11 protein-coding genes are annotated in these 11,167 nt (G+C 69.0%); all 11 read right to left on the bottom strand.

The annotated features are described in order from the left end of the window. Positions 1–35 precede the first annotated feature (35 nt). Positions 36–1,019, bottom strand: a complete 984-nt coding sequence (locus tag ACI2JZ_RS08540; RefSeq protein ID WP_404597208.1) for a LacI family DNA-binding transcriptional regulator — start codon at positions 1,017–1,019, stop codon at positions 36–38. Positions 1,020–1,143: 124 nt separating this feature from the next. Continuing rightward, positions 1,144–2,064 carry a dihydrodipicolinate synthase family protein gene (locus tag ACI2JZ_RS08535; RefSeq protein WP_404597207.1) on the bottom strand — a complete coding sequence of 307 codons (921 nt, stop codon included), beginning with the start codon at positions 2,062–2,064 and terminating at the stop codon, positions 1,144–1,146. Then, entirely contained in the window at positions 2,058–2,891 is an 834-nt protein-coding gene (locus ACI2JZ_RS08530) for an SDR family oxidoreductase (protein WP_247624345.1), read from the bottom strand. Before ACI2JZ_RS08530 ends, ACI2JZ_RS08535 begins: the two co-directional genes overlap by 7 nt. Before the next feature lie 29 nt (positions 2,892–2,920). Continuing rightward, the gene (locus ACI2JZ_RS08525; protein WP_247624344.1) at positions 2,921–3,793 is read right to left on the bottom strand and encodes a carbohydrate ABC transporter permease; all 873 of its coding nucleotides are present in this window, start codon (positions 3,791–3,793) and stop codon (positions 2,921–2,923) included. Continuing rightward, on the bottom strand, positions 3,790–4,755 hold the full coding sequence (locus ACI2JZ_RS08520) for a carbohydrate ABC transporter permease (RefSeq protein WP_247633672.1): 966 nt from the start codon (positions 4,753–4,755) through the stop codon (positions 3,790–3,792). The genes ACI2JZ_RS08525 and ACI2JZ_RS08520 overlap by 4 nt, the downstream gene beginning before the upstream one ends. Before the next feature lie 80 nt (positions 4,756–4,835). Continuing rightward, entirely contained in the window at positions 4,836–6,125 is a 1,290-nt protein-coding gene (locus tag ACI2JZ_RS08515) for an extracellular solute-binding protein (protein ID WP_247624342.1), read from the bottom strand. A 211-nt stretch (positions 6,126–6,336) separates the two neighbouring features. Next, positions 6,337–6,780 carry a DoxX family protein gene (locus ACI2JZ_RS08510; protein ID WP_247624341.1) on the bottom strand — a complete coding sequence of 148 codons (444 nt, stop codon included), beginning with the start codon at positions 6,778–6,780 and terminating at the stop codon, positions 6,337–6,339. A gap of 178 nt (positions 6,781–6,958) precedes the next feature. After that, positions 6,959–7,828, bottom strand: coding sequence for a dihydrodipicolinate synthase family protein (locus ACI2JZ_RS08505; protein WP_404597206.1), 870 nt, complete (start codon positions 7,826–7,828; stop codon positions 6,959–6,961). Further along, complete coding sequence (locus ACI2JZ_RS08500; protein WP_247624339.1) at positions 7,825–9,480, bottom strand: tripartite tricarboxylate transporter permease; 1,656 nt, start codon at positions 9,478–9,480, stop codon at positions 7,825–7,827. Before ACI2JZ_RS08500 ends, ACI2JZ_RS08505 begins: the two co-directional genes overlap by 4 nt. Then, complete coding sequence (locus ACI2JZ_RS08495; protein ID WP_404597205.1) at positions 9,477–10,016, bottom strand: tripartite tricarboxylate transporter TctB family protein; 540 nt, start codon at positions 10,014–10,016, stop codon at positions 9,477–9,479. The genes ACI2JZ_RS08500 and ACI2JZ_RS08495 overlap by 4 nt, the downstream gene beginning before the upstream one ends. Before the next feature lie 64 nt (positions 10,017–10,080). Continuing rightward, entirely contained in the window at positions 10,081–11,049 is a 969-nt protein-coding gene (locus ACI2JZ_RS08490; RefSeq protein WP_247957050.1) for a tripartite tricarboxylate transporter substrate binding protein, read from the bottom strand. Between the last annotated feature and the right edge of the window lie 118 nt (positions 11,050–11,167).

Genomic DNA, 11,167 nt, shown 5'->3' with positions numbered 1-11,167 from the left:
CTTCGACAAGCTCAGGGACCCAGTTGCAGGGCCGACTAGCGGGTCGAGCTCGCGCGCTGGGTCTCGCCGCGCAGCACGACCGTGCGGGCGGGCTGGGCGTCGCCGGCGATGCGCTCGAGCAGCATGCGGGCGGCCGTCACGCCCATGTGCCGTGCGGGCAGACGCACGAGGCTCACGGCCGTCGGCGACAGCGTCGTGAACGGGAGCGATCCCACCACCGCGACGCCGATCTGCGGCGGGGTCAGCCCGCGTTCGGTGAGCACCTGGATCGCACCGACGCCGATGAGGTTGTTACCGGCGACGACGGCATCCGGTGGTTCGGGGAGCGCCAACAGCTCCTCCATCGCCGCCCGCGCCCCGTCGACCCGGAACGTCGCGAACCGCTGCAGTGCGGTGATGTCGGCTTCGCGCCCGGCATCCGTCAGCGCCTGCCGCCACCCGGCGGCGCGATCGGCGGCGGTGTCGATGTCTTCCGGCCCGCCGATGTAGGCGATGCGGCGGTAGCCGGCGGCGATCAGCGACTCGGTCGCCGCGACCCCCGCTTCGCGGTTCGCCATCACGACGCCGTCGAGGTCGTAGCGCGTGGCGCGGTCGACCGCGACAACGGGGCGACCGGTCGCGAGGATGCTGTCGAGGTTCGTCGCGTCGGATGCCGCGGCGATGATGACGCCCGACATGTGCTCGGCGATGGCGATCTGCAGGTAGGTCGACTCCTTGTCGGGCTGCGAATCGGAGTTGCAGAGCACGACCGAGTACCCCGCCTCGCTCGCGACGTCTTCGACACCGCGGGCCATCTCGGTGAAGTACGGGTTCTCGATGTCGGGGATGACGAGCGCGATCACCTCGGACGTCTGCGTGCGCAGGCTGCGGGCGGCACGGTTGGGCGTGAAGTCGAGATCGGCGGCGGCCCGGCGCACGGCCTCGACCTTCTCGGGCGAGACCTTGGTGCCGTTGAACACGCGCGAGACGGTCGCCGGTGACACTCCGGCGCGCGACGCGACGTCGTAGATCGTGGTCATGTCCCGCCCTCTGCTGCCCGGATGCTTCACCCTATCCGCCCCGCCGGTGCATCGATCGGTGCCAAACGTCGACTATGGCCCGCGAGAATCGTCGTTTCGCACCGGTCGATGCACGCGCGCGGGGTCAGGCGGCGTCCTCGGCGGCGGTCGTCGCGACGTGGTGCTGCAGGCGGGCGTGCACCTCGTCGAGTCGGGCGCGCGCGGCGTCGTCGAGGGGCGGCAGCGGCGAACGGCAGTCACCGAGCGACAGAGCGGATGCCTTGCCGCCGAGGTACTTCGCGGCGCCGAAGACGCCGACCTCGACCATCGCCTCGACCGTGTCGTTGATGCGCACCTGCACGGCGCGCGCCCCGGCGAGGTCGCCCGCCTCGAACCGGCGGCGCAGCGACAGGAACAGCTCGATCTGCAGCGCGACGGTGGTGCCGATCGCTCCTCGCGCACCGATCGACAGCGCCGGCAGGTAGAACTCGTCGAACCCGTTGATGAGCGTCTGGTGCGGGTAGCGGTGCAGGATGCGCTCGGCACCGTAGAGGTTGCGCGAGGTGTGCTTGACGCCGATCACCTGCGGCAGGGCGAGCAGTTCGTCGAAGCCGCCCTCCGAGATGTCGCGGCCGGTGAACTGCGGGATGTTGTAGAGCACGAACGGCAGGTCGACGGCGTCGATCACGGTGCGGAAGTGTCGCACGACGTCGTCGGTGGAGTAGCCGTAGTAGAGCGGCGGGATCATCGAGATCGCACCGACCCCGGCATCCTTCGCCGCCTGCGCGATGCGCACCGCCTCACCGGTCGACATCGCACCCACGTGCGAGACGACGGGCACGCGGCCCGCGGCGGCGGCGACGGCGGTCTCGGCCACCGCGATGCGCTCGGCCTCCGAGAGCAGCACGCCCTCCCCCGACGAGCCGCACACGTAGACGCCCTCGACGCCCCGGCGGATGTCGCCGTCGAGCATCGCGGCGAGCGCCTCATGGTCGACGCTCTCGTCGGAGCGCATCGGGGTGACGGCGGCCATGAAGAGCCGCGTGCCCAGCAGGTCGTTCACCACGCCGTCCACCCTCCGTCGACGACGACGTTCGACCCGGTCATGTAGGTCGAGGCGTCGGAGGCGAGGAAGACCAGGGCGCCGTTGAACTCGTTCGCCTCGGCCATCCGCCCGATCGGCATGCGGGCGGTGTAGTTGGCCTGGAAGGTCGCGTCCTGCGTGTCACGGCGCACACCCGAGGGCGTGAGCGTGTTGACGCGGATGCCGGCGCGCCCCCAGTACGTCGCGCAATAGCGGGTGAGGTTGTAGAGGCCCGACTTCGCGGCCGAGTACGCGACCGGCTTGATGAACGGGATGCCGGTCTGCTCGGCCTTGTACGCATAGATGTCCTGCACCGGCGAGACCATGCCGTAGATCGATCCGACGTTGACGATCGAACCGCCGAGTCCGGCGTCGCGCATCCGACGACCGGCCGCCTGGGTGACGAGGAAGGTGCCGACGAGGTTCGTGTCGACCACCTCGCGGAACACCTCGGCGGGGAACTGCTCGAACGGGCCCGAGACCTCGGGCGGCGCGCTGGGCTGGGTGTCGAGGCCCGCGTTGTTGACCACGACGGTCGGCACACCCCAGGTCTCCAGCACCCGGTCGAATCCGGCATCCACGCTCTGCTGGTCGGTGATGTCCATCGCGACCGCGAGCAGTCGGCCGTCGGGGTCGGCGATGCCGAGCTCCGCCGACGGGTCGGCCACCTCGCGGCGCGAGGTGACGGCGACGCGGGCACCGCGCCCGTGCAGTTCGCGCACGAACTCGGCGCCGATCTGGCCGAAGCCGCCGGTGACGACCACCACCTTGTCGCGCACGGAGAACAGCGGGTCGAATCCTTCAGACATGTCTTTCGATACTCCAGGTTGCAGGGCGCTCAGCCCTTGACGGATCCGGCGGTCAGCCCCGACACGATGCCGCGCTGCGCCCACAGGAAGAAGATGATGGCGGGCAGGGCGAACAGCAGGGCGCAGAACATCACGACGTTCATCGGCGTGTAGAACTGGCCGAGGAACGACGACAGACCCACGGATGCCGGCCACAGATCGCTCGACGAGATGAACGTGTTCGCGAACATGAACTCGTTCCAGCCGTCGAAGAACGCGATGACCGAGGCGGCCGCGATGCTCGGCATGACCAGCGGAAGCACGATGGTGGTCAGGATGCGCAGGCGGGAGCATCCGTCGATGCGCGCCGACTCCTCGATCTCGTAGGGGATCTTGTCGATGCCGCTCTTGATGATGAACATCGCCACCGGCATCACGAACGCGGTGTCGGCGAGCACGAGGCCCCAATGGCTGTTGAGCAGCCCGGCCCCGGCGAAGATCGCGTACAGCGGCACGATGATCAGCGCTTCGGGCAGCATCTGGGTGCTGAAGAAGATGAACCCGGCGACACCGCGGCCGTGGAACTTGTAGCGGCTGAGCGCGTAGGCGGCCATGGTCGCCAGCACGAGGCTGAGGATCGTGGTGCCCGCGGCGATCACGAAGGAGTTGCCGAGCCAGCGGAAGATCGGGATGTCGGCGAGGAACCCGCCCCACTGCCCGATGTTCTGCACCTCGGGCACGAGCGGCTGAGATCCGCCGTACAGTGAGGCCTCCGTGCCGAGCGAGGTCGACAGCATCCAGTAGACGGGGAAGCCGGCGAACACGACGAGCAGGGTGATCAGCGCGGCCTTGCCGAGGCTGCCGAACTTGGCGGCGACGCCGCGGCGGCGCGGGAGGTCGGTGGGAATGCGCACGGTGGTCATCGCTGGCTCTCCTGACGTTCCTGGATCTGCTCGACGATGAAGTAGACGACCGTGACCAGCAGCGAGAGCACGAGGCCGAGGGCGCCGATCGCGGCGGCCCGCCCGAGGTTCTGGTCCTGGAATGCGGTGCGGTAGACGTTCACCACGAGCGTGTTGGTGACGTCGAGCGGTCCGCCGCCGGTGATGAGGAAGATGATCTCGAAGCGCCGGATCGACCAGATCGTCATGAGCAGCGTGATGACGCGGATGGTCGGCATGATGTGCGGGAGGGTGACGGCGCGGAACGACTGGAAGCGCGTCGCGCCGTCGACCCAGGTCGCCTCGCGCAGCTCGTGCGGCACGCTCTGCAGTGCGCTGAGCATCACGAGCATGACGAGCGGGGTGAGCTTCCAGACCGTCGCGAGCGTGACGGCGAAGAGCCCGTACTGCGGATCGACGAGCCAGCCGTGCTCTCCGAGCCCCAGTGCGCTGGTGGTGCGGTTCAGGATGCCCTGCTCGTTGTTGTAGATCCACACGAAGATGAGGGCGGCGGCGACGGTGGGCACGGCCCACGGGATCGTCGCGATCGCGCGGATGATGCCCCGGCCCTTGAACGCGGTGTTGAGCAGCAGGGCGCCGGCGGTGCCGATAGCCACCGAGAACACGACGGTGAAGAGCGTGTAGAGGAGGGTCGTGGCGACCGAGGTCCAGAACTTGTCGCTCGAGAGCAGGTAGTCGTAGTTCTCGAGACCGACCGGGCGCCCACCCGAGGGGTTCACGAGCTTGGTGGCCGTGAACGACAGCAGCACGCCGCGGATCAGGGGGAAGACCGTGAAGATCGCCAGGTAGGCGATCGCCGGGAAGAGGAAGAGGTAGGCGCCGTTGCGCTCGATGAAGCGCGAGATCGCACCGCTGTCGCGGCGACGCCTCGGCGGCGAGGCAGGGGGCGCGGTCTGCGGCGCCTCGAGCGTGGGGGTGGCCATGGCCGGGTGTCCTTTCGCGTGTCGCGGGAGTGGCCGAGGGGCGGGCGGCCGGGGGAAGAACCGCCCGCCCCTCGGAGTGCTCAGCCGAGTTCGGCTTCGAGGGTCTCCTGCACCTCGGCGAGCTTGGCCTTCACGTCGCCGCCGTTGACCCGCAGGTCCTCGACCGCCGTGAGCACCTCGCGCCAGATGACCTTGCTCTCGGTCTCGAAGCCCTCGACGAGGGTCGACTTCGAGGTCTTGGCGGCCTCGAGGAACTGCGTCGCCCAGGGGTTCGCCTCGAGGAACGCGGCATCCGGCTCGACGTCGGTCGCCATGGCCGAGGCACCGAGGCCCGCACGGATCGCGGTCTGCCCCTCCTCGCCGAGCACCCAGCGCACGAAGTCCTTCGCGGCCTCCTTGTTGTCGCTGTTCGCGTTGACGGCGATGATCAGCTGCGAGTTCGAGCCGGGGTTCGCCAGCGGCAGCGGGGCCGCGCCCATGTTCTGACCGTTCACGGCGTTGTCGGGGTTGCTCGTGATGGTGGTCGCGACGCCCGAGTTCTCGAACAGCATGCCGACCTGGCCCTGGCCGAACTTCGCGCGGAACGTCGACGCGTCGTCGCCGATGGGCGCGACGCCCGAGGCGAAGGTCTCGAGGAACGCCTCGACGGCCTCGACGTTCTCGGCGCGGTCGATCGTGAGCGCATCGCCGTCGCTCAGCTCGCCGCCGAACCCGTAGATCCAGTTGGCCATCTCGAGCGTCCAGCCGTCGATCTCGGCGGTCTGGTGACGACCCGCCCAGCCGGCGATGCCCAGCTCGTCCTTGATGGTCTGCGCGGTGGTGAGGAACTCGTCGAACGTGGTCGGCACCTCGAGTCCGAGCTGCGCGAAGATGTCCTTGTTGTAGATGACGGTGCTGTAGGTCGGGCGCTCCCAGTTGAAGCCGTACTGCCCGCCGTCGAAGACGCCCGCCTCGTTGGTGTTGTTGAGGTCGTCGCCGAGCTCGTCGGCGATGTCGTCGAGGGGCTCGAGCACGCCGGCATCCACCAGCGAGGCGAACTGGCTGTCCTGCAGCACCATGACGTCGGGGCCGCCACCGGCACCGAGCTCGGTGCTGAGCTTGTCGGCGTAGTTCGCGAACGGGATCTCGACCTTGGTGAGCTCGATGTCGTCGTTCGGTCCGGTGTATCCCTTGACGGCGTCCCAGATGATGGGACCCTTGCCGTCTTCGAGGAACTGCCAGTTCGAGAACGTCAGCTCTCCTCCGGCGCTTCCGGCATCGCTCTCTCCGCCCGATGCGCAGCCCGCGAGGGCGATGGCGGCGACGGCGGCGAGGCCGGTGATCCGCAGCGCGCGTGCGTTGCGGGACGGGTGTAGGGGGTTCGACTTCACTGTTCACTCCTTTGGCCAGCAAGTTCTCTGCGACGGTGCAGCCGACTCCTCGCTCGGGATGCGTGAAATCGGTTTCATAAAGATAACTTCGTAGTCTTCTCCCTGTCAAGCACCAAATGGTTACGCAACCTCGCGCGTGCGAAGATCTCCGGAGAACGACGGATGCCGCGGGGGCTGAGCCCCGCGGCATCCGTCGTTCGGTCTTCTGAGGTCAGGCGAGCCAGGCCGGGGCGCGCCCGCGGAGCACGCCCCGGTCGACCGAGAAGCGTCCGGCACCCGTGAAGGCGATCGCCAGCGCGGAGGCGCCGAGCAGGGCGACGAACTCGTAGCCGCCCTCGCCGACCCAGAAGCCCGCGGGCAGGTGCACCAGCACGAGCGCCACCACCATGTCGACCGCCAGAAGGATGCCGGCGAGGCGCGAGAAGAGGCCGAGCACGAGCATCGCCCCGCCGATCAGCTCGAGGAAGGCGACGAAGGGGGCAGCGATCTCGGGCAGCGGCACGCCCATCCCGGCGAAGCTCTGCGTGGTTCCGGCGAGCGTGTACTCGAAGATCTTCTGCGCGCCGTGGGCGAAGAAGATGCCGCCGACGACGACGCGGAGGACGAGGAGTCCCCACGCGGTCGCGGCGGAGGTGTGGGCGGTGGTGTTCGTCATGAGGAGGCCTTCCTTCGTGGCAGGACACCGCGCGCCAGGCGCGGAGCGGGCGGGGGAACCCGTCTTCGACGCTAGGAAGGCCACCTTTCGGTTTCCTGTGGGCGGGGCCCGCGGGCAAGGCTCAGGGACCCATACGGCTGGGTCGCCGAGCCTGTCGAAGCGCCCCCACACGAGACACTCAGCGGTGCGCGGCGACCACCTCGGCGACGGCGGTGCGCTCGGCCTCGGTCGGCTCCGCGATCGCCATGCGGCAGTAGGCGTCGACCACGTCGAGCACGCGGTACGCCTCTTTCATGCGCGCCATGTCGCCGCCGATGAGCGAGACGACGTCGTCGACGGCGGTCTGGGCGGCGGCGATCGCTCCCGCGTCACCCGAGCGTCCGGCATCCGCCAGTGCACGGAACGGCTTCGGCGTCACCGACGAGACGCCCGAGACGACGCCCTGCGCCCCGGCGCCGACGGCGGCGATCAGGTCGCGGTCGGCTCCCGTGTACAGGTCGAAGTCCGCGGGCACGACCGCGCGATACGCGGCGATCTCGTCGAGCGACAGCTCGCTGAGCTTCGCGCCGACGATGTTCGGCAGCCCTGCGAGGCGCACGAGCAGCTCGGGCGAGACAGTGTTGCCGCTGCGCGCCGGGTAGATGTAGACGTAGAGGCGCCCGTCGCCCACGGCATCCGACACCGCCTGGAAGTAGTCGAAGATCGCGTCATCGGTCGACTTCAGGTAGTACGGGGTGAGGGCGGCGAACTCGGTCGCGCCGAGTCCGCGGGCGATCTCGACCAGGCGCACGGCCTCGAAGGTGCTGGGCTGGCCGACGTGCACGATCACGCGCATGCGGTCGGCGAGTTCGGTGATCGCGGCGCCGACGAGGGAGCGGAACTCCTCGACGTCGACCGCGGGGAACTCCCCCGTCGTGCCCAGGATGAACGCGCCCTCGTTGCCCGACTGCCCGACGAAGCGGAAGATCGCGCGCGACCCCTCCAGGTCGAGGCTGCCGTCGCGGTGGAACGCGGTGGGGACGGCGGTCAGGATGTCGTAGCGGGTCACTTCTCGTTCTCCTTGGAGTTCTTGCGCGCCTTGCGGAGCGCGCGGGGGGATGTGTCGACGTTGCGCACGGTCGACGTGAGCAGGTCGGGGTTCGCGGCGAGTTCGTCGTGCGCCTTCTCGATCTGCTCGCGGCTCTCGTCGTCGAGGATCGAGTCCTCGAGCGACTTGCGCTCGGCGCGCGGCTTGCGGGCCGCACGGATCGCCGGCATCACGATCGAGAGCACGGCGAGGGCGAGCAGCACGATCGCGATCGGGCTGACGACCTCGAAGAACGGGCGCGTCGGGAGGATCGCGAGGGTGCGGGCGAGGTTCTCCTCGGCGAGCGGACCGAGGAGCAAACCGAGCACGACGGGGCCGGCCGGCACCTGCATGCGCTTGAGCAGCACGCCCACGACGCCGAAGACGAGCATCGTGACGACGGTCGACAGGCTGTTCGAGGTCGCATAGGTGCCGATGATGCAGAAGATCAGGATGCCGCTCCACAGGTACGGCTGCGGCACGTCGAGCAGCTTCACCATTCCCTTCATGCGGATGAGGCTGAGCACGAGCGACAGGATGGTCGCGACGAGCATGATGCCGACGATCGAGACGACGAGGTCGGGGCGGTTGGTGAACAGCGTGGGTCCGGGGGTGATGCCCCAGATGATCATCGAGCCGATCATGACGGCCATCACGGAGTCGCCGGGGATGCCGAGGGCCATCGTGGTGGTCAGCGATCCGCCGAGCGTGGCACTGGAGGCGGTGTCGGATGCCGCGACGCCCTCGATCGACCCCTTGCCGAACATCTCGGGGTGCTTCGACGCCTTGCGCGCCCGCTCCCATCCGATGAGGCCGGCGATGTCGCCGCCCGCGGCCGGGATGAGTCCGACCCCGAGGCCGACGGCGCCGCCGACCGCGGTGGCGCGGCCCGACTGCTTGAGCTCGGACCTGTTCGGCCACCAGCGGCCGAGGCTCGAGATCGGCCGCACGTGCGACTTCTTGTGCGTGAGCAGTTGGTCGAACAGCTCGGCGATGCCGAACAGGCCGATGATCACGGCGATGAAGTTGACGCCCTCGACGAGTTCGAGCACCCCGAAGGTGAAGCGCTGGTCGGCGGTCGCGGCGTACGTGCCGACGCTGCCGAGCATGAGACCGAAGAGCCCGGCGAGGATGCCCTTGAGCATCGACTTCGACGAGATGCCGATCATGATCGAGATGCCGAAGACGACGAGCGCGAACAGCTCGGGCGACTTGAAGTAGTCACGGGCGAAGCTCGCGATCGGCACGGCGGCCACCGAGAACAGCACGAGCGAGGCGAGGATGCCGACGGCCGAGACGATCGCCGAGATCGTGAGCGCGAGTCCGGCCCTGCCCTGCTTCGCCATCGGGTACCCGTCGAGGGTGGTGGCGATGGATGCCGGGGTGCCGGGGGTGTTGATGAGGATCGACGGCACGCGGTCGCCGAAGTTGGCGGCGACGTAGATGGTGAGCAGCACCGCGAGGCCCTGCACGGGCTCGAGGGTCATCGTGAAGCCCGCGGCGAGGGCGACGGCCATGGTCGCGGTGATGCCGGGGAAGGCTCCGACCATGAAGCCGAGCACGAGGCCGACCAGCATGTAGAGCAGGATCGAGATGTCGAGGAGCGAGTTCAGCCCCTCCATGAGCGCGTTCACAGGGGAATCCTCAGGAGCATCCCGAACACGACGTAGACGAACGCCGTGACGGAGGCGGAGTAGATGACGAGGCTCAGCCAGCGGCGGTGGCCGTAGAGGAGCATGAGGGCGGCCATGAGCAGGGCGGCCGCGACCGGGAACACCTCGATGCGGTAGCCGAACAGGATGACCGTGCCGAGCGACCAGAGGGCGATGAAGGCGCCGGTGATCACGAGCGTGGCGATGACGCGCAGGTAGCCGCCGGGCTGTATGCGCTCGAGGTCTTCACGGGTGGGTGCCGGCCGGGTGAGGGCGACGGCGAGGATCGCGATCGCGATGACCACGCCGGTGACGCCGATGACGAGGGGCCAGAATCGGGCGTCGATCTGCCCGGGACCGGCCTCGCGGCGCAGCGGGATCTGCGTGGAGAGGAAGAGGTAGCCCGCGGTGAAGGCGAGGGCGACCACGCCGAACGCGATCTCGAGGCCCCGCGAGGCGGGTGCGCCCTCGTACTCGTCCTCGGATGCCGCGTCGGCGGCGATGTCGGGGGTCGACATGGGTTCTCCTTCGTTGGAGGGGTGCGCTGCGGGGCCGACGGACGCCGGCCCCGCAGGAGTGCTCTCAGCCCAGGAGGTCCTGGAATAGCGTGAACTGGTCGTCGACGAAGGTCGTCCACTCGGCCGAGTCGCGGTAGACGACGAGGTTGCCGGCATCCGCCTGGAACTGCTGGTAGGTGTCGGACTCGACGGCCTCCTTGACCGCGGCCTCGAGCGTCTCCTTCACGTCGTCGGGCAGACCCTTCGGCGCGTAGATTCCGCCCCACCCACCGAACACGACGTCGTCGCCGATGGCCTCTTCGACCGTCTCGACGTCTTCGGCGTCGGGGTGGCGCTCGTCGTTCATCACGGCGAGGATGCGCACGGCGTCGCCCTGCGCGAGCGCTTCGCCGAGTCCGGAGACGGCGGCGACGGTCTCACCGGATGCCGCAGCGGCGACGGCGGTCGCGCCACCGTCGTACGGGACCGGGGTGAAGTCGGCATCGGTCGCGGTGCCGAGGCCGACGGTCGCGGCCTCCCAGATCGAGCCGGCGCCGGAGTTGGCGACGGTCACGGGGCCGGACTTCGCCTGCGCGACGAGGTCTTCGAGGGTCTCGATGCCGCTGTTCGCGCCGACCGTGATGACGCCGGGGGCGAGCATGATCTGGCCGAGGAGGTCGAAGTCCTCCGGCAGCACGTTGGCGCCCTGCGTGGTGTTGAGCATGGCGATCTCGACCGGGGCGAAGCCGATCACGTAGCCGTCGGCGTCCTGCGAGCCGACGTACTCCATGGCCAGGGCTCCGGCCGCACCGGGCATGTTCTCGGGGATGACGCTGACGCCGAGGATCTTCTCGAGCTCGGTCGCGAGGGCGCGCGACGACAGGTCGGATCCGCCGCCGGGGTTGGCCTGGATGATCAGGCGGATGTCCTTCTCGGGGAATGCCGACGCGGCATCTTCGCCCTCTTCGACCTTGGTGCAGGCCGAGACGACGAGAGCGGTGGCTGCGAGGGCGGCGAGTGCGGCGGCCGCCCGGGTGATGCGCTTGCGGGGCATCTTTGCTCCTCTACGTGGGTCGACCGTGTTGTCGACACCGTGAGGCTAACAGTGTTGACTGTTAACAGTCAACACTGTCGAAGTTTTCGCCTCCGCGCGCCCTCACCACCCGGTCCGT

It is taken from the genome of Microbacterium sp. NPDC087868 (genome assembly GCF_044900755.1).
Lineage (GTDB): Bacteria > Actinomycetota > Actinomycetes > Actinomycetales > Microbacteriaceae > Microbacterium > Microbacterium galbinum.
The sequence above is the reverse complement of the archived record's forward strand: the minus strand, read 5'-3'. Positions and strand labels throughout refer to the sequence as shown.

What these genes read in the sequence shown, in the direction of transcription:
- ACI2JZ_RS08525 (WP_247624344.1), bottom strand. Translation starts at nt 3,793, where the DNA reads ATGACCACCGTGCGCATTCCCACCGACCTCCCGCGCCGCCGCGGCGTC.
- ACI2JZ_RS08520 (WP_247633672.1), bottom strand. Translation starts at nt 4,755, where the DNA reads ATGGCCACCCCCACGCTCGAGGCGCCGCAGACCGCGCCCCCTGCCTCG.
- ACI2JZ_RS08540 (WP_404597208.1), bottom strand. Translation starts at nt 1,019, where the DNA reads ATGACCACGATCTACGACGTCGCGTCGCGCGCCGGAGTGTCACCGGCG.
- ACI2JZ_RS08530 (WP_247624345.1), bottom strand. Translation starts at nt 2,891, where the DNA reads ATGTCTGAAGGATTCGACCCGCTGTTCTCCGTGCGCGACAAGGTGGTG.
- ACI2JZ_RS08495 (WP_404597205.1), bottom strand. Translation starts at nt 10,016, where the DNA reads ATGTCGACCCCCGACATCGCCGCCGACGCGGCATCCGAGGACGAGTAC.
- ACI2JZ_RS08490 (WP_247957050.1), bottom strand. Translation starts at nt 11,049, where the DNA reads ATGCCCCGCAAGCGCATCACCCGGGCGGCCGCCGCACTCGCCGCCCTC.
- ACI2JZ_RS08510 (WP_247624341.1), bottom strand. Translation starts at nt 6,780, where the DNA reads ATGACGAACACCACCGCCCACACCTCCGCCGCGACCGCGTGGGGACTC.